This window comes from Methylobacterium oryzihabitans (genome assembly GCF_004004555.2).
In the GTDB taxonomy this organism is placed as follows: Bacteria; Pseudomonadota; Alphaproteobacteria; order Rhizobiales; family Beijerinckiaceae; genus Methylobacterium; species Methylobacterium oryzihabitans.
This window is the reverse complement of the sequence record NZ_SACP01000016.1, coordinates 75,617-92,085: the sequence shown is the minus strand read 5'-3', so window position 1 is coordinate 92,085 and position 16,469 is coordinate 75,617. Positions and strand designations below refer to the sequence as shown.

17 protein-coding genes are annotated in these 16,469 nt (G+C 71.4%); 9 read left to right on the top strand and 8 right to left on the bottom strand.

Features of this window, described 5'->3' with window-relative positions:
- Positions 1-22: 22 nt before the first annotated feature.
- From EOE48_RS16970 to EOE48_RS16945, 6 genes are read right to left on the bottom strand one after another with little or no spacing between them, the layout of a single operon-like run.
- Positions 23-1,327 carry an LLM class flavin-dependent oxidoreductase gene (locus EOE48_RS16970; RefSeq protein ID WP_127731258.1) on the bottom strand — a complete coding sequence of 435 codons (1,305 nt, stop codon included), beginning with the start codon at positions 1,325-1,327 and terminating at the stop codon, positions 23-25.
- The gene (locus EOE48_RS16965; RefSeq protein WP_127731256.1) at positions 1,324-2,079 is read right to left on the bottom strand and encodes an ABC transporter permease; all 756 of its coding nucleotides are present in this window, start codon (positions 2,077-2,079) and stop codon (positions 1,324-1,326) included. The genes EOE48_RS16970 and EOE48_RS16965 overlap by 4 nt, the downstream gene beginning before the upstream one ends.
- Entirely contained in the window at positions 2,076-2,876 is an 801-nt protein-coding gene (locus tag EOE48_RS16960; RefSeq protein WP_127731253.1) for an ABC transporter permease, read from the bottom strand. Before EOE48_RS16960 ends, EOE48_RS16965 begins: the two co-directional genes overlap by 4 nt.
- Positions 2,873-3,874: an ABC transporter substrate-binding protein gene (locus EOE48_RS16955; protein WP_127731251.1), complete on the bottom strand. Its 1,002-nt coding sequence runs from the start codon at positions 3,872-3,874 to the stop codon at positions 2,873-2,875. The genes EOE48_RS16960 and EOE48_RS16955 overlap by 4 nt, the downstream gene beginning before the upstream one ends.
- A 15-nt stretch (positions 3,875-3,889) precedes the next feature.
- Positions 3,890-4,666 carry a class II aldolase/adducin family protein gene (locus EOE48_RS16950; protein WP_127731249.1) on the bottom strand — a complete coding sequence of 259 codons (777 nt, stop codon included), beginning with the start codon at positions 4,664-4,666 and terminating at the stop codon, positions 3,890-3,892.
- On the bottom strand, positions 4,663-5,505 hold the full coding sequence (locus EOE48_RS16945; protein WP_127731247.1) for an ABC transporter ATP-binding protein: 843 nt from the start codon (positions 5,503-5,505) through the stop codon (positions 4,663-4,665). Before EOE48_RS16945 ends, EOE48_RS16950 begins: the two co-directional genes overlap by 4 nt.
- Positions 5,506-5,738: 233 nt before the next feature.
- Between EOE48_RS16945 and EOE48_RS16940 the strand changes: the two genes are divergently transcribed.
- The 8 genes from EOE48_RS16940 (at position 5,739) to EOE48_RS16905 (ending at position 12,946) form a co-directional block, all read left to right on the top strand.
- The gene (locus EOE48_RS16940) at positions 5,739-6,449 is read left to right on the top strand and encodes a GntR family transcriptional regulator (protein WP_127731245.1); all 711 of its coding nucleotides are present in this window, start codon (positions 5,739-5,741) and stop codon (positions 6,447-6,449) included.
- Positions 6,450-6,514: 65 nt separating this feature from the next.
- The gene (locus EOE48_RS16935) at positions 6,515-7,294 is read left to right on the top strand and encodes an SDR family oxidoreductase (protein WP_127731243.1); all 780 of its coding nucleotides are present in this window, start codon (positions 6,515-6,517) and stop codon (positions 7,292-7,294) included.
- A gap of 1 nt (position 7,295) precedes the next feature.
- Complete coding sequence (locus EOE48_RS16930) at positions 7,296-8,438, top strand: pyridoxal phosphate-dependent aminotransferase (protein WP_127731241.1); 1,143 nt, start codon at positions 7,296-7,298, stop codon at positions 8,436-8,438.
- A gap of 204 nt (positions 8,439-8,642) precedes the next feature.
- Positions 8,643-9,521 (top strand): alpha/beta fold hydrolase, encoded by an 879-nt coding sequence (locus EOE48_RS16925; RefSeq protein ID WP_127731239.1) that lies wholly within the window; start codon positions 8,643-8,645, stop codon positions 9,519-9,521.
- Entirely contained in the window at positions 9,518-10,780 is a 1,263-nt protein-coding gene (locus EOE48_RS16920; RefSeq protein ID WP_127731237.1) for a M20 family metallo-hydrolase, read from the top strand. Before EOE48_RS16925 ends, EOE48_RS16920 begins: the two co-directional genes overlap by 4 nt.
- Entirely contained in the window at positions 10,777-11,745 is a 969-nt protein-coding gene (locus EOE48_RS16915; protein WP_127731235.1) for a cupin domain-containing protein, read from the top strand. Before EOE48_RS16920 ends, EOE48_RS16915 begins: the two co-directional genes overlap by 4 nt.
- Before the next feature lie 110 nt (positions 11,746-11,855).
- A complete protein-coding gene (locus EOE48_RS16910; protein WP_127731233.1) occupies positions 11,856-12,437 on the top strand; it encodes a YqaA family protein in 582 nt (193 codons plus the stop codon).
- A gap of 2 nt (positions 12,438-12,439) precedes the next feature.
- A complete protein-coding gene (locus EOE48_RS16905; protein WP_127731231.1) occupies positions 12,440-12,946 on the top strand; it encodes a disulfide bond formation protein B in 507 nt (168 codons plus the stop codon).
- Between the two features lie 239 nt (positions 12,947-13,185).
- Here the strand turns inward: EOE48_RS16905 and EOE48_RS16900 are convergent, their stop codons facing one another.
- Both EOE48_RS16900 and EOE48_RS16895 read right to left on the bottom strand, forming a co-directional pair.
- Complete coding sequence (locus EOE48_RS16900; RefSeq protein WP_127731229.1) at positions 13,186-13,668, bottom strand: DUF1178 family protein; 483 nt, start codon at positions 13,666-13,668, stop codon at positions 13,186-13,188.
- Positions 13,669-13,753: 85 nt separating this feature from the next.
- The gene (locus EOE48_RS16895) at positions 13,754-14,599 is read right to left on the bottom strand and encodes a carbon-nitrogen hydrolase family protein (RefSeq protein WP_127731227.1); all 846 of its coding nucleotides are present in this window, start codon (positions 14,597-14,599) and stop codon (positions 13,754-13,756) included.
- Positions 14,600-14,831: 232 nt separating this feature from the next.
- On the opposite strand from EOE48_RS16895, the gene EOE48_RS16890 reads away from it, so the two are divergent.
- The gene (locus EOE48_RS16890; protein WP_246154545.1) at positions 14,832-16,070 is read left to right on the top strand and encodes an ABC transporter substrate-binding protein; all 1,239 of its coding nucleotides are present in this window, start codon (positions 14,832-14,834) and stop codon (positions 16,068-16,070) included.
- Positions 16,071-16,469: the final 399 nt, after the last annotated feature.

Below are 16,469 nucleotides of genomic sequence, written 5' to 3'. Positions count from 1 at the left end.
GCGCAAGCGGGGATCGCGGCGCTCAGGCCCGTTCCGGCCGGGCGAGGCCGAGGGTGTCGCGCAGGGTGGCGCCGGGATACTCGCGGCGGAACAGGCCCCGCTCCTGCAGCAGCGGCACCACGAGGTCGACGAAGGCGGTGAAGCCGTCGTGGAAGTAGGGCGGCATGATGTTGAAGCCGTCGGCGGCGCCGGTCTCGAACCAGTGCTGAAGCGTGTCGGCCACCGTCTCGGCCGAGCCGCACAGCACCCAGTGGCCGCGGGCCGCCGCCGTGAGGTTGTAGAGGTCGCGCAGGGTCATGCCCTCGCGCCGGGCCTTGGCCAGCATCACCCGGGCGAAGCTGTGGTAGCTGTCCGGCAGGGCGATCTCGGGGACCGGGCCGTCGAGGTCGTAGGCCGACATGTCCTGGCCGAGGCGGTCGGAGAGCAGGGCCAGCGCGTTGCGCTCGCCGACGAAGCCCTGGAGCTGCGCCAGCGTGTCGAACGCCTCGCGCTCGGTGCGACCGACCACCGGCATCACGCCGGGCAGCACGGTGACGTCCTGCGGGCGCCGGCCGTGGGCCGGCAGCCGGCCCTTGAGCGCGGCATAGGCGGCGCGGGCCTCGTCGAGGTCCTGGACCACGGAGAACACCACGTCGGCGGTGCGCGCGGCGAGGTCGAGGCCGGCCTCCGAGCCGCCGGCCTGGAGCACGATCGGGCGTCCCTGCGGCGCGCGGCCGATGTTGAGCGGGCCCTTGACCGTGAAGAACGGGCCGTGGTGGTCGAGGGCGCGCAAGCCGGCCGGATCGATGTAGAGGCCGCTCGCCCGATCGGCGACCACCGCGTCGTCGGCCCAGCCGTCCCACAGGCCGCGCACCACGTCGAGGAACTCGCCCGCCCGCTCGTAGCGCCGGGCGTGGTCGGGGTGGGTCGTGCCGAAATTGGCGGCGGTGGCCGGGTTGGCGGTGGTGACCGCGTTCCAGGCGGCGCGGCCGCCGCTGATGTGGTCGAGGGACGCGAAGGCGCGCGCGACCGTGAACGGGTCGGCGTAGGTGGTCGAGACCGTGGCGCCGAGGCCGATATGGCGGGTCGTCGTGGCGAGCGCCGCCAGCAGGGTCAGGGGTTCGAGGCGCAGGGTGTAGGACGGGTGCGCGGCCGGGTCGGCGTAGAGGTTGTCGCCGATGAAGATGAGGTCGAAGCAGCCGCGCTCGGCGGTGCGGGCGATCTCCTGGATCGCGGACAGGTCCTGGAAGCTGTCGACCGCGCCCGGCATGCGCCAGCCGGCGACGTGGCTGCCGGTGCCGAGCAGAAAGAGGCCGAGATGCATCCGGCGCGGCGTCGGGTCGGTCATGTCGCTCTCCAGAACAGCAGCCGGCGCTCGGCGAAGCCGACGAGGCCGAAGAACAGCAGGCTCGCGGCGGAGGCGACGACGATCGCCGCCCAGACCTGCACGAAGTCGATCTGGAGCACGGCCTGATAGATCACCCATCCGAGGCCGCCATAGGCGCCGAGCATCTCGGTGACGATCGCCACGATGATGCTGCGCACCGTGGAGACCCGCAGCCCGGCGAGGATCAGCGGCAGGGCGGTCGGCAGGCGCAGGCGCCACAGCAGGGCGAGGCGCCCGGCGCCGAAGCTGCGCATCAGGTCGACGCTGCGGCGGTCGACCCGGTCGAGGCCGGCGAGCGTCGAGAGGAAGAGCGTGAAGCTGACGGCGAGCGCCACCATCACCACCTTGGAGGCGACGCCGATGCCGAACCACAGCAGGATCAGCGGCGAGTAGGCCACCACCGGCACCGAGTTGACCGCCGTCACCGCGGTGACGACGAAGCCGCGCACAGCCGGGATCAACGACAGGGCGACCGCGAGGCCGATGCCGATCAGGGCGCCGAGCGCGTAGCCGAGCAGCGCCTCGGCGAGGGTGTAGGCGGCGGCCTCGGCGAGCATCGTGCGCTTGGCCCACACGCCGACGAGCACGTCGCTCATCGCCGGCAGGACGTAGGCCGGCAGTGCGAAGCCGCGGGCGACCCCCTCCCACAGCCCGATCAGCAGCAGCGCGCCGAGGACGCCGCGCTGCACGGCGAGGGATCTTTGGGCCGTCATTGCTCGGCTCCCCAGAACACGAGGCGGCGCTCCAGCGCGGCGACCGCGGCGTAGAAGCCGGTGCCGAGCAGCGCCGAGACCAGGAGCGCGGCCCAGATCGCCACGACGTTCTCGTTGTACATCGCCTGGAGCAGCAGCACGCCGAGCCCGGTCGTGTCGCCGAACCACTCGCCGACGATGGCGCCGACGAGGCTGAGCGAGGCGGCGAGCCGGAGCGCCACGAAGATCTGCGGCAGGGCGCTCGGCAGTTGCAGCTGCAGCAGGATCTGGCGCGGCGCGGCGCCGAAGCTGCGCATCAGGGCGATCTGGCGCGGATCGACCGATTCGAGGCCGATCAGCGCGTTCACGGTGACAGGGAAGAACGTGAGGTAGAAGGCGATGACGGCCTTCGCCAGCAGCGTGTTGCCGAACCACAGCACCACCAGCGCCCCGAAGGCGATGACCGGAATCGTCTGCGACACCACGAAGAGCGGGAAGACCAGTTCGCGCAGGGCGCGCAGGCGCAGGAACGCCACCGCGATCGCCACTCCGAAGGCGCCGCCGGCGACGAAGCCGATCAGGGTCTCGGCGAGCGTGCGCAGGAAGCCGGCGGCGTAGGCGCCCGGCGTCGCCAGGATCGCGCCGAGCACGCTGGACAGCCGCGGCAGGTAGAACGGCCGGATGCCGAACAGCAGCACCAGCCCCTCCCAGGCCAGCGCGACCGCGAGCAGCGCCAGGACCCGCCCGCCGATCCGGCGGACGAGGGGATGGCCGCGCCGGCCGGCGGGCGGCGCGGCCGCCGCGAGGGCGGCGCTCACAGCTGGCGGTCCGCGGCGGACAGGGCGTCGAGGGCGCGGGAATCGAACGCCGCCTTCAGGTCGACCGGCTTGGCGACGACCTTGGCCTGGAGCAGCAGGTCCTGGGCCTTGGCGAGCGCGTCGGGATCGATGGCGAACAGGCCGCGCTCCTTGGCGGCGCCCGCGGTCATCAGGCGCTTGACCTCGGTCAGCATGAAGTCCTGGTGCGCGCGGTCGAGGGTCGGGGCGATCGCCATCACGGTGTCGACGGCGCCCTTCGGGTCGGCGAAGGCGTCGCGCCAGCCGCGGATCGAGGCGCGCAGGAAGCCCTTCACGAGGTCGGGCTTGTCCCGCAGCGTCGTCTCGGAGACGATCAGCGTGTCCCGCGGGAAGGTGACGCCGTAATCCTCGGCGACGAAGGTGCGCAGGTTGTCCTTACCCACGCGGCTCTGGATGGCGTAGAGTTCGTTGTAGTAGGTCGCGGTGGCGACGTCGGTGGCGCCGTCGACGAACGGGGTGACGCTGACCTGCTGCGGCTGGATCTTCACCTCGTCGGGCTTGATCCCCTCCTTGGCCAGGATCGCGTTGAGGACGTGGTTGGCGCCGGTGAACCAGGTGGTGACGGTGCGGCCCTTGAAGTCCTGGAGCGTCTTCACCGGCCCGTCCTTGCGGGTGACGAAAACGAACGGCGTGACCTGATGCGAGACGCCGATGCAGACCACCGGCAGCCCCTTGTCGCGGGCGGCGAACACGCTGTCGGAGCCGCCCGAGAGGCCGAACGTGTCGGCGCCGGTGGCGACGAGGTTCTCCGTCAGCAGGTTCGGCCCGCCCGGGTTGATGGTCAGGTCGAGCCCTTCCGCCTTGTAGTAGCCCTTCTGGGCCGCGACGTAGAACCCGGCGAACTGCGCCTGCGGCAGCCACTTGAGGCGCAGGCTCGCCTTGACCGGCTCGGCGGCGGCAGCGGGGCCGGCAAGGAGCGCGGCGGCGAAGGCGGCGAGGAGGTGACGGCGCTTCAGCATCGGAGGTCTCCTGGGTCAGTGGCGGTAGGAGGGGTCGGTGCGGTCGAGCCGGCGCATCAGCGCCGGCCACTCGCGCTCGCCGGGGATCAGGATGTCGCCGTGCTGCTCCCAGAACTGGCGCGCGGCGCGCTCGCAGACCTCGTGCGGCGGGATCACCAGGGCGGCGCCGGCGGCGGCGGCGGCCTGCATGTCGAGCTGGATGCGCGCGGCGCGCTCGAAGTAGTACAGCAGCATGAACGCCTCGCCGGGCGTGCGGCCGACCGTGAGGATGCCGTGGTTGCGCATCAGCATGACCTTGTGGGGCCCGAGGTCGCGCACGAGGCGCTGCTGCTCGTCGAGGTCGATCGCCACGCCCTCGTAATCGTGGAAGGCCTGCCGGTCGTAGAACCGCATCGCGAACTGGCTCAGCGGCAGCAGCCCCTTCTCCTGGCCCGACACCGCGACGCTGGCATCCGAGTGGGTGTGCAGCACGCAGGCCGCCTCGTTGCCCGTCTTGTGGATCGCCGCGTGGATCACGAAGGCGGCGAGGTTCACCGTATGGGGCGTGTCGTCGAGGATGCGCCCGTCGACGTCGATCCTCACGAGGCTCGACGCGGTGATCTCGTCGAACAGCAGCCCGTAGGGGTTGATGAGGAACTCGTTCTCGCGACCGGGGATGCGGGCCGAGATGTGGTTGTAGATCAGGTCGTCGAGGCCGAGCTGCGCCACCATGCGGTAGCAGGCGGCGAGCGCGACGCGCGCCTCCCACTCGGCGGGGTCGAAGCGGCGGGCCGCCGGCGTCAGGGCGCTCATCGGGCGGTCTCCTGGCTGGTCTGGAACGACTTCATGCTCTCCTCCTCGATTGCCTCGAGCAGGGTGCGCTTGAGCCGGATGAACTCGGGGGCGGTGACGAGGTCGGGCCGGCGCGGCCGCGGCAGGTCGATGCGCTGCTCCAGCTTCACGGCGCCGGGGCGGGCGGTCATCACCAGGACCCGGTCGCCGAGGAAGATCGCCTCGTCGACGTCGTGGGTGATGAACAGGATCGTGCGCCGGTGGCGCTGCCACACGTCGAGCAGCCAGCGCTGCATCATCGTGCGGGTCAGCGCGTCCAGCGCCCCGAACGGCTCGTCGAGCAGCATCAGGTCGCGCTCGAACATGAAGGTGCGCATCAGCGCCACGCGCTGGCGCATGCCGCCGGAGAGCTGGTGCGGGTACTGCGCCTCGAATCCGGCGAGGCCGAACTCGGGCAGCATCCGCAGGGCCTCGGCCCGCGCCTCCCTGCGCGGCCGGCCCTCGATCTCGAGCGCCAGGATCGCGTTGTCGACCACGTTGCGCCAGGGCAGCAGCAGGTCGCGCTGGGGCATGAACGAGACCCGGCCGAGCAGTTCGGCGGCGTGGCAGCTCCGGCCCTCAAAGCGCAGCGCCCCGCCGGCATCGGGCTCCTCCAGCCCGGCCACGATGTTGAACAGGGTGCTCTTGCCGCAGCCGCTCGGGCCGACGACGGTGACGAACTCGCCCCGCCCGACCGTCGCGGTGAAGCCCGACAGCGCCTTGACCGGCCCGAAGGTCTTGTCGACGCCGGTCAGCGCGATCAGCGGCTCGGCCGCCGGGGCCGGCCCGGGGAGCGGCGCGTCGTCCTTGGGTCGCAGCATGGCCCGCAAGTGAGATGCCTTTCGGGTTCTTGTATAATGAAGGCCGCCTCGGGCATGCCCGAGCGCCGGCCGCGATGCCCGGATCTCTGCAACGGCTATGCCAGAGGAGCCGGCCGGGCTTCGGTACGGTTCTGGCTAGGAGGATCCGCAGGCGAGGCCGGCGCCGTCCTGCTGGCGCACGGGGACTGGATCGACGCTTATGTATACATTGATCCCGCACAGAGATGCATAAGATGGCACCACGCGCACAAAATGGCGTCATCAGGCTCGACGACGAGCGTCCCGGGCCGCCATCCGTCCCCGGCCTCACCCTGGCGGAGAGCCTGCGCCAGCGGCTGGAGGCCGCCATCGCGGCCGGCCACCTCGAACCCGGCTGCCGCCTCGACGAGCAGGAGATCGCCCTGCGCTACGGCGTGTCGCGCACGCCGGTCCGGGAGGCGTTCCGGCTGCTCGCGGCGAGCCATCTGGTGGAGCTGCGCGGGCGCCAGGGCGCGGTGGTGCGCAGCATCGGCCCGCACGCGCTGATCGAGATGTTCCAGGTCATGGCCGAGCTGGAGGGGCTGTGCGCGCGGCTCGCGGCCCGGCGGGTGCCGCCGACCTGGGCGGCGACGATCGAGCCGATCCGTCAACGGCTTGTCGCCCTGGTGGAGGGGCGCGACGCCGACGCCTTCTACGACGTCAACCAGGAGTTCCACGAGGCGATCTACGAGGCGTCGCGCAACGCCTTCCTGGCCGACCAGACCCGGCGCCTGCGCAACCAGGTCGCCGCCTACCGCCGCCGGGTGACCCGGATGCCGAACCGGATGGCCGACACGATCCGCGAGCACGAGGCGATCATGCGGGCGATCCTCGCCCACGACCCGGAGGCGGCGCACCGCGCGATGCGCGACCACGTCGCGCTGCTGGGCGACAACCTGCTCGACTTCCTCGCCGCCTTCGAGTGAAGAAGCTCCGGCTTGGTATGCAACTTGCTGCGCCATGCATACCAACCGCACGCCGGGAGAACTCCGTGCAGCTCGACCTCACCGACAAGACCGCCCTCGTTACCGGCGCCTCGAAGGGCATCGGCCTCGCCGTCGCCCGGGTGTTCGCCGCCGAAGGCTGCCACCTGCACCTGGCCGCCCGCAACGGCGCCGCGATGGAGGAGGCCAAGCGCAGCCTGGAGGCCGAGTACGGCGTGCGCGTCACAATCCACGCCCTCGACCTGTCGAGCCCCGCCGCGATGGAGCAACTGGCCGAGGCGGCGGGCAACGTCGACATCCTGGTCAACAATGCCGGCGACATCCCGGCCGGCTCGATCGAAGTGCTGGGCGAGGCCGACTGGCGCCGGGGCTTCGACCTCAAGGTGTTCGGCTACATCACCCTGTCGCGGCTGTACTATCCGCGCCTGAAGGCCCGCGGCGGCGTCATCGTCAACGTCATCGGCAACTCGGGCGAGAACTGGGACGCGAGCTACATCGCCGGCTCGACCGGCAACGCCGCCCTGATGTCGTTCACCAAGGCGCTGGGCGGCCGCAGCCTCGACCACGGCGTGCGGGTGGTCGCGGTCAATCCCGGCCCGGTCGCCACCGACCGCATGCTCAAGATCATGAAGCGCAAGGCGATCGACATGCTCGGCGACGAGGCGCGCTGGCAGGAGCTGTTCGACAAGTACCCGGGCAAGCGTCCCGCCACCTCGGAGGAGGTCGCGGACCTCTGCGCCTTCCTGGCCTCGCCGCGGGCGGGCTACATCACCGGCACCGTCGTCACCATCGACGGCGGCATCGCCGCGCGCGGCTCGGTGATCTGAGATGGCCGCGACCTCGGCGGCTCTGGTCCGCAACCGCTACTTCGACGAACTGTCGGCGACGCCGGGCCTGATCTGGCTCGGGCAGAACACCAACCACATCGAGGCGCATCCGGCGGTCCGCGCCGCGATGCTGCAGGCGATCGAGGACGGCGCCTACAACGCCTACGCGCCGCCCCTCGGCTTCGAGTCCCTGCGGGCCGCGATCGTCGCCGATCTCGGCACGCCCGGCGCCGAGGCGCTGGTGACCGAGGGCGGCGTCAACGCGCTCGCGATGGTCTGCCGCGCCCGCTGCCGGCTCGGCACCACCTTCGTCACCACCGACCCGACCTGGAAGTGGCCGTGCCTGTTCGCCGAGCAGGCCGGCGCCACGGTGATCGAGATCCCGATCTACGATCCGGCCTGCGGCTACCGGCTCACCGCCGAGGCGCTGCGGGCGAACGTCGACGAGCGCACGGCGATCATCTACCTCGTCGATCCCAACAACCCGCTCGGCATCCGCTACACCCGCGAGGAGATCGAGAGCTTCGCGGCCATCGCGCGGGAATGCGGCGCGCTGCTCGTCCACGACTGCACCTACCGGGACTTCGCCGACGGCCACCACCCGGCGCTGCACGCCGCCCCCGAGGGCGCGGTGGTGTCGCTGAGCTTCTCGAAGTGGCTCGGCCTCGCCGGGCTGCGGATCGGCGCACTGGTCGCCTCCCCTGCCCTGTTCGAGGAGTTCTCGGCCCGCACCACGAGCGTGCTCGGCGCCAGCGTCGTCGCCCAGGCGGCCGCCGGCGCCGGGCTCGCGGTCAAGCCGGAATGGATGGCCGAGGTCCGCCGCATCGACCGGGCCAACAAGGCGATGATCCGCGAGGCGGCAGGCCGGGTCGAGGGGCTGGCCCTGCCGGTCTTCCCCTCGCACGGCAACTTCCTGGTGCTGGAGACGGTCGGGGCCGGGATCCGGCCCGAGGCGCTGGTCGAGTGCTACCGCCGCCACGGCATCATGATCCGCCAGGGCACCTACCACACCGCCCGGTTCGGCGACCGCTTCGTCAAGGTCTCGACCTCGGTCCCGACGCCGTGGGTGGAGAAGTTCTGCGAGCTGCTGCCGGCCCTGGCCGCCGAGGCCCGCACCCTGAACGACCTGCCGCCGCAATTCTGACCACCCTCGCCCTTTCCCGGGCGCATGCAGCGCAAGCGGAATGCGACCCGGGATCCAGATGGAAGAAGCTGCCGCGAAGCGGCTCAACCTGTCGGCGCTGCTGCTGCACAAGGACGCTTCGCGACTTCATCGTGCTGGATCCCGGATCTCCTTCCACTTCGTTCCAGTCGTCCGGGAAAGGTGGCAGCCAAGGGAATCCTATCGATGAACATCATCACCCGGGACGGCGTGTCCCTGCACGTTGAGGAGGCGGGGGAAGGCACCCCGATCCTGTTCATCCACGAATTCGGCGGCAACCATGCGTCGTGGGAGCCGCAATTGCGGTTCTTCAGCCGCCGCCACCGCTGCATCACCTATGCGGCGCGCGGCTACCCGCCGTCCGACGTGCCGGACGGGCTCGACGCCTACTCGCAGGCCCTCGCCGCCGACGACGCGGTCGCGGTGCTCGATGGGCTCGGCATCGACAAGGCCCATATCGTCGGCCTGTCGATGGGCGGGTTCTGCACCCTGCATGTCGGGCTGCGCACCCCCGAGCGCGCCCTCTCGCTCACGATCGCCGGGGCCGGCTACGGCTGCGAGAAGGAACACGAAGAGTATTTCCGTGGCGTCTCGCGCGAGGTCGCCGACCGGTTCGAGCGCCAGGGCGCGCAGGACTTCGCGAAGATCTACGCGCTCGGCGCCAGCCGGGTGCAGTTCCAGAACAAGGACCCGCGCGGCTGGCGCGAGTTCGCCGACCGCCTCGCCACCCATTCCGACCGCGGCGCCGCGATGACGATGCGCGGCGTCCAGGCCCGGCGGCCGTCCTTCTACGACCTGGAGAACGAATTGAAGCGGATGGCGGTGCCGACCCTGGTGGTGGTCGGCGACGAGGACGACCACTGCCTCCAGCCCGGCATCTTCCTCAAGAAGACGATCCCCGCCTGCGGCCTCTCGGTCTTCCCGAAGACCGGCCACACCCTGAATCTCGAGGAGCCCGCCGCCTTCAACGCCCTGCTGGCCGAGTTCATCGCGCAGGTCGAGGCCGGGCGCTGGCTGCCCCGCGATCCGCGGGCGCTGCCGGGCCAGATCATGCGCACCTCATGACGGGGGTGACCGAGAGCCGGCTGTGGCGGCGGCTGATGGCGCTCGCCGAGATCGGCGCGATCCCGGGCGGCGGGGTCGACCGGCAGGCGCTGAGCGAGGGCGAGATCGCCGCGTGGCGCCTCGTCGTCGGCTGGGCCCGCGAAGCCGGGCTCGAGCCGGCGACCGACCCCGCCGGCAACCTGTTCCTGGTCCTGCCCGGCCGCGACCGCGCCGCCGCGCCGGTGCTCGCCGGCAGCCACCTCGACACCCAGCCGAACGGCGGGCGCTTCGACGGCGCGGCCGGTGTGTTGGCGGCCCTCGACGCGCTGACCGACCTCGCGGCGAGCGGGCGGGTCCCGGCCCGCGACTGCGTCGCGGTGGCGTGGATGAACGAGGAGGGCAGCCGCTTCGCTCCCGGCATGATGGGGTCGGAGGCGTTCTGCGGCGTCCGCGGCCTCGACGCGATCCGTGCGGTGCGCGACGCGGACGGGACGAGCGTCGGCGACGCCCTCGATCGGCTCCACGCCGCGGTTCCCGACCTGCCGCGCCGGGCGCTGGGCGGGCCGGTCGCGGCCTATCTCGAACTGCACATCGAGCAGGGGCCGGTGCTGGAGGCGGCCGGCTGCTCGGTCGGGATCGTCACCGGAATCCAGGGCAAGAAGACCTTCTCGGTGTGGATCTCTGGCGCCGAGGGCCATGCCGGCACGCTGGCCATGGCGGAGCGCCGCGACGCGGTGACGGCCTTCGCCCGCTGCGCCGCCGCGCTCGATGCCGAGATCGGCGCGATCGACCCGGCGATCCGATTCACCATCGGCCGGGTGCAGGTGACGCCGAACGCCCCCTCGGTGATCGCCGGAGAGGTCCGGTTCAGCATCGACCTGCGCCATCCCGACAACGCGGTGCTCGACGCCGCCGGCATCCGGATCGCTCCCCTGTGCCGGGAGCGGGCGGGCCCGTGCGCGGTCGCCGTGACGCCGCTGGTCGACGCGCCGTCGAACCGGTTCGACCCGGTGCTCCAGGCCCGGATCGCCCGGGCCGCGGCGGAATGCGGCCTTCCGGCGATGCCGGTCCTCTCGGCCGCGGGGCACGATGCCCGCCATCTCGCCGGCCTGTGCCCGAGCGCGATGATCTTCATCCCCTGCCGCGGCGGGATCAGCCACGCCCCGGCGGAATGGGCCGAGCCGGACCACGTCGCCGCCGGCGCGACGGTTCTGGCCCGCGTCCTCGCCGACCTCGCCTACGCCGAATCCCTGCCCCTCACCGACGGAGCCGTTCGATGACCGAGACCTTCACGGAACGGGCCGAGCCCGATCACGCGGATCGCGTGCCGGTCGATATGGCCGACCTCCCGGTCCAGCACCCGCGCGACCCGGCCGGTCCCGCGCAGGCGCGGGCCCGGTTCTTCAACTCGGGCAACGCCTTCAACATCAAGCTGCCGCCGGTGCCGGGCCGGGTCTTCTCCGACGAGGCCGCCCGGGCGCTGACGCCCGAGACGCCGACCGGCCTCGTCGCCTGCGACCAGTCGCTGGCCATGGCCTGCCCGTTCCCCGCCACCACGCCGCTGATGCTGGCGCGCTACGCCACGATCGCGGCCGGCGAGACCCTCGCCACCGATTTTCCGGCGACCGGCACGATCGCCTTCGTCATCGCGGGCACCGGCACGACCCGCTGCGGCGGCGAGACGCTGTCGTGGGGCCCCGGCGACGTGATGCTGCTGCCTAGCGGCCCGGTGGAGCACGCGGCCGGGAGCCGGGCGGTGCTGTGGCTGGTCGGCAACGAGCCGCAGCTCGCCCACGACGCCTCGCGGCCCCCGGCCGAACCGGTGGCGCCGGTCCATTACCCGGCGGCCGAGATCGAGCGCCAGCTCGCGCTGATCTTCGCCGCCACGTCGAACGCCGCGACCTCCGGCCTCGCCCTGATCTTCTCCTCGGACGGGCTGGAGGCGGGCCGCAACATCCTGCCGACCCTGACACTGTCGCTGAACACCCTGCCGGCCGGCACCCACCAGCGGGCGCACCGCCACAACTCGGCGGCGATCACCCTCGCGGTGACGGGGGAGGCCTGCTTCTCGACCGTCGACGGCGCCCGCTGCGACTGGACGCCGTGGGCGACCCTGGTGACGCCGCCGGGCGCCCCGCACTCGCACCACAACCACGGCGGCGGCCGGGCCCGGTTCCTGATCGTGCAGGATGGCGGGCTGCACTATCATGCCCGGACCATGGGCTTCTCCTTCCTGGAGGAATGATCGCGGGCGGACTGACGCGGAGTTCCTTCGCTGCAGTGCACCAAGGATCTCGCCAAGGCCGCAATCCTGTGCTCAAAGGGCGCGGTTCCGAAGACAAGCCAGGGCTCTCGATGCTCCGCCGCCTCTACGAGTGGATCCTCGCGCTCGCCGCGCGTCCCTCCGCCCCCTACGCGCTCGGGGCGGTGTCCTTCGCCGAGAGTTCGTTCTTCCCGGTACCGCCCGACGTGATGATGGTGCCGATGATGGTGAGCCGGCCCGACCGGGCCTATCGCTACGCCCTCATCGCGACGCTGACCTCGGTGGTCGGCGGCCTCGTCGGCTACGCCATCGGGGCGCTGCTGTACGATTCGGTCGGAAGCTGGCTGTTTCGCCTCTACGGCCTCGACAAGGGCGCCGAGACCTTCCGCGAGGCCTACGCCCATTACGGCCACTGGGTGATCCTGCTGAAGGGCTTCACGCCGATCCCCTACAAGCTCGTCACCATCACGTCGGGGTTCGCCGGCTACGACCTGTTCTGGTTCGTCGTGCTGTCGCTGATCACCCGCGGGGCGCGGTTCTACCTGCTCGCCTTCCTGGTCGGCCGCTACGGCGTGAGCATCCGCACCATCCTCGACCGGCACCTCAACGTCGTGGCCGGGCTGTTCGCGGTGGTGCTGGTTCTCGGCTTCGTCGCGTTCCGCTACATGCTGTGAGCATGACCGCGCTCGCCCGCCTCGTCCCCGGCCCGCGGCCGGCCGCCCTGCTGGTTCTCGCCGGGGCGGCGGCGACGGTCGGCGGCGCGCTGATCTTCGAGCACGGGTTCGGCTACGTGCCCTGCGCGCTCTGCCTCACCGAGCGCCAGCCCTACTACCTCGCCCTGCCCCTCGCCGCGGCCGCCGCCCTGCTGCCGGCGCGCTTCGCCCGCTGGCTGCTCGCCGGGCTGGCGCTGCTGTTCCTGGCCAGCGCCGGGCTCGGCGCCTACCATGCCGGCGCGGAATGGGGCTTCTGGCCCGGCCCGACCGGCTGCGGCGGCGGAGCCGCGGCCCCGACCGGTCTCGACGCTTTCCGGCAGTCGCTCGATTCGGTCCGCATCGTCGATTGCACCAGCGCCGCATGGCGCTTCCTCGGGGTCTCGCTGGCCGGATGGAGCGCGGTGATCTCGCTCGGGCTGGCGGTGGTCGCGGGGGCGGCGGCGTGGCGGGCGTGGCGTCGTCAGGTCTGACCGGCAGGCGACCGACGACGTTTTGCGGATCGCGGGCGCTACCGCCGCGCCCTTTCCCGGGCGCATGCAGCGTCAGCGGAATGCGACCCGGGATCCAGCACGAGGAGCGCCGCGTAGCGGCTCGGTATGTCGGCACGGTCACTAAAGATCGACGCTTCGCGACTCGTCTTGCTGGTTCCCGGATCTCCTTCCGCTTCGCTCCAGTCGTCCGGGAAAGGGGAGCCTGGGGGAACCGACCCTCAGTTCCGGTCGTCGGGCAGCACCGGCAGGGGCTGGATCGCGATGCCCTCCTCCAGCAGGGCGCGCGCCTCCTTCGGGCTCGCCTCGCCGTAGATCGCCCGCTCCTCGCTCTCGCCGTAATGGATCCGGCGGGCCTCCTCGGCGAAGCGCGGACCGACATGGTCGGCGGTGCGGGCGACGTGCTCGTGCAGCGCCTTCAGCATCGCCCGCACCTGCCGCTCGGGCTCGGACATCAGTTGCACCGGCGCGGCCGGCGGCGGCGTGGCAACGGGCGTCGCGGGAGCCTCGACCGGCACCGGCAGGGACTTCTCGCGCGCTCCGCGCCCGAGCGCCGGCGCCATCAGCTGCTTCGTCACCGCGGCGCTGTCGCAGACCGGGCAGGTCACGAGGCCGCGCGCCTTCTGCTCGTCGTAGGACGCGCTCGACGGAAACCAGCTCTCGAAATCGTGGCCGGCGTCGCAGGCCAGGGCGTAACGGATCATGACCGGGATATCGGGTTGCGGCGGCCCCGGCGCGAGGGGCCGGCGGCGCCTTGCGGCGCGATGTTGCACCGCCGTGACACTCCGGTCAGCCGGCGCGCCGCGCCGCCTCGATCGTGAACGGGCGGGCATGGCGCAGGGCCGGCACCCGGGAGCGGGCGTCGGCCACCAGCCCGAGGTCGATCTCAGCCAGGATCACGCCGGGCTCGGCGCCGCCGGCATCGGCGAGCACCCGGCCCCACGGATCGACGATCAGCGAGTGGCCGTAGGTCTCGCGCCCGTCCTCGTGCCGGCCGCCCTGCGCCGCCGAGATCATGAACGAGCCGGTCTCGATGGCGCGGGCGCGCTGGAGGATGTGCCAGTGCGCCTCGCCGGTCTGGCGGGTGAAGGCGGCCGGCGCAGTGAGGATCCCGGCACCGGCCTCGGCCAGCGCCCGGTAAAGGGCCGGGAAGCGCACGTCGTAGCAGATCGCCAGCCCGATCTTCGCCCAGGGCAGGTCCGCCACCACCGCGCAGGCCCCGCCGGTATAGGTCGCGGATTCGCGGTAGCTCTCGCCGTTCGGCAGGTCGACGTCGTAGAGGTGGAGCTTGTCGTAGGACGCCGCGACCGCCCCGTCCGGGTCGATCAGGAAGCCGCGATTGGCGACCTTGTCGCCGTTGCGGATCGCCAGGGAGCCGACATGGACCCAGATCCGGCGTTCGCGGGCGACGTCGCGCAGGGCCCCGAGAGTCGCTTCGTCGGCCTCGCTCCGGATCTTCCGGAACAGTTCCTCGCGGTCGCGCTCGAGCAGCGAGGTCATCTCCGGCGTCTGCACGTAGGCCGCGCCGCGCTCCGCCGCCTCGCGGATGCCCGCCACCGCGTCGTCGCGGTTGCGCGCCGGGTCGCGGCCCGAGCGCATCTGGACGCAGGCGGCGACGAAGCGGGGTGCGGTCATGGCGGGCGGCCCTCGGGCGACGATCTCGGGCGCCATCCTAGACGAATTCCGCGCGATCCGGGACTCCACCGCCCCGCCTGCGCCGGACAGGATGAAAATTCCGCCTCCAACGTATTCGCATGGCTCGACGCTTGTATGCGCCGAAACAGCCGCTAAACTCCCGCCCGAACCGCCACGCCGATAAACAAGGCGGTCAGTCAGAGGGAACGCCATGGGCAGGTCTGCACCGGGAATGACGCGGCGCGTCTTCAAGGCTCTTCTTGGCTCGACGATGCTGATGGCGGCAGGCACCGCCCAGGCCCAGACCAAGGACCCGATCAAGATCGCGGTGATCGCCGAGGCGCAGGCGCTGGCCGGAGCCTCGATCCCGCAGGCGGCCCAGCTCGCCGCCGACGAGATCAACGCCAAGGGCGGGCTCGACGGCCGCAAGGTCGAGATCGTCGCCTACGACAACAAGAGCTCGGCGGCCGACTCGGTGCGCGCCTTCCAGCGCGCCGCGAGCGAGGACAAGGCTCACGCCGTCATCGCGAGCTACATCAGCGAGGTGGTGCTGGCGCTCCAGCCGTGGTCGTCGCGGTTGAAGATGCCGTTCATCACGCCCGGCGCGGCCTCGAACGAGATCCCGCTCAACGTCCACAAGGACTACGCCCGCAACAAGTATTCCTTCCACGGCTACCTCACCTCGGCGGCGCAGGCGCAGGCGGTGTGCGACGCCGCCAAGGCGATCCTCGCCGAGGGCCGGCAGATGAAGTCCGCCGTCATCATGAGCGAGGACGCGGCGTGGACCAAGCCGCTCGACGAGGGCTACAAGGAGTGCCTGCCCAAGGCCGGGCTCAAGGTGCTCGACCACATCCGGTTCTCGCCGAGCACCACCGATTTCAGCCCGATCTTCAGCCGCATCGAGGGCGCCAAGCCCGACGTGATCGTCACCGGCATCTCGCATGTCGGCGTGCAGCCGACCGTGCAGTGGCGCAGCCAGCAACTGCCGATTCCGATGATCGGCATCGCCTCGCAGGCGACCAACGCGACGTTCTGGAAGGAGACCAACGGCGCGGTCGAGGGCGTGCTGTTCGAGATGTTCGCCGCGCCGGGCACCAACGTGACGCCGAAGACCGCGCCCTTCGCCGAGGCGTTCAAGGCCAAGTTCGGCAACTATCCGAGCTATGCCGGCTACACCGCCTACGACGAGGTCTACTTCATCGTCGATGCGATCAGGCGCGCCGGCTCGACCGACCCCGACAAGCTCGTCGAGGCGCTGGAGGCGACCGACTGGGAGGGCACCCTCGGGCGGATCCAGTTCTACGGGAAGGACGAGCCGTTCACCCACTCGATCAAGTACGGGCCGGGCCTCGTCTCCGGCATGATGATGCAGTGGCAGGGCGGCAAGCAGCTCGCGATCTGGCCCGAGGCCGTCGCCAACGGCAAGATGACCTTCCCGAGCTTCATCAAGGCCGGCACCGCGGCGAACTGAGCCGGCGCGATCCTGCCCTTCCCGAGCCCAGGACGGGCTGCCTGGGAGAAAGGGAAAGGCGCGTGTGTCCCCACTTCCTGCGGGCGGCAGAGCTGTCTGGGGAAAATTGGGGCGCGCCTCCCCTCTCCCGAGTGGGAGAGGGGCCGGGGGTGAGGGTGGAGACGGTGCCGAATAAAGCACCCAACCGTTGAGCTGCGCTGCTCGACACTTGAAGCTTTACTCGGAAGCCGAGCCACCCTCACCCCTACCCCTCTCCCACTCGGGAGAGGGGATCCCGCGCCTGATTTTACAAGGAAATTTCCCCGGACAGCCCTGCGCGGGCGGGGAGAGGAGAAAGCCAGCGCGGCTCTCATCACCAGACGCTTCCCCGGAAGGCCCTGCGCACGGGGGGAGCGTTTC

Coding starts and splice junctions, on each gene's coding strand:
- EOE48_RS16940 (WP_127731245.1), top strand. CDS start 5,739: ATGGCACCACGCGCACAAAATGGCGTCATCAGGCTCGACGACGAGCGT.
- EOE48_RS16915 (WP_127731235.1), top strand. CDS start 10,777: ATGACCGAGACCTTCACGGAACGGGCCGAGCCCGATCACGCGGATCGC.
- EOE48_RS16890 (WP_246154545.1), top strand. CDS start 14,832: ATGACGCGGCGCGTCTTCAAGGCTCTTCTTGGCTCGACGATGCTGATG.
- EOE48_RS16905 (WP_127731231.1), top strand. CDS start 12,440: ATGACCGCGCTCGCCCGCCTCGTCCCCGGCCCGCGGCCGGCCGCCCTG.
- EOE48_RS16970 (WP_127731258.1), bottom strand. CDS start 1,327: ATGACCGACCCGACGCCGCGCCGGATGCATCTCGGCCTCTTTCTGCTC.
- EOE48_RS16955 (WP_127731251.1), bottom strand. CDS start 3,874: ATGCTGAAGCGCCGTCACCTCCTCGCCGCCTTCGCCGCCGCGCTCCTT.
- EOE48_RS16920 (WP_127731237.1), top strand. CDS start 9,518: ATGACGGGGGTGACCGAGAGCCGGCTGTGGCGGCGGCTGATGGCGCTC.
- EOE48_RS16900 (WP_127731229.1), bottom strand. CDS start 13,668: ATGATCCGTTACGCCCTGGCCTGCGACGCCGGCCACGATTTCGAGAGC.
- EOE48_RS16910 (WP_127731233.1), top strand. CDS start 11,856: ATGCTCCGCCGCCTCTACGAGTGGATCCTCGCGCTCGCCGCGCGTCCC.
- EOE48_RS16950 (WP_127731249.1), bottom strand. CDS start 4,666: ATGAGCGCCCTGACGCCGGCGGCCCGCCGCTTCGACCCCGCCGAGTGG.
- EOE48_RS16925 (WP_127731239.1), top strand. CDS start 8,643: ATGAACATCATCACCCGGGACGGCGTGTCCCTGCACGTTGAGGAGGCG.
- EOE48_RS16895 (WP_127731227.1), bottom strand. CDS start 14,599: ATGACCGCACCCCGCTTCGTCGCCGCCTGCGTCCAGATGCGCTCGGGC.
- EOE48_RS16945 (WP_127731247.1), bottom strand. CDS start 5,505: ATGCTGCGACCCAAGGACGACGCGCCGCTCCCCGGGCCGGCCCCGGCG.
- EOE48_RS16965 (WP_127731256.1), bottom strand. CDS start 2,079: ATGACGGCCCAAAGATCCCTCGCCGTGCAGCGCGGCGTCCTCGGCGCG.
- EOE48_RS16930 (WP_127731241.1), top strand. CDS start 7,296: ATGGCCGCGACCTCGGCGGCTCTGGTCCGCAACCGCTACTTCGACGAA.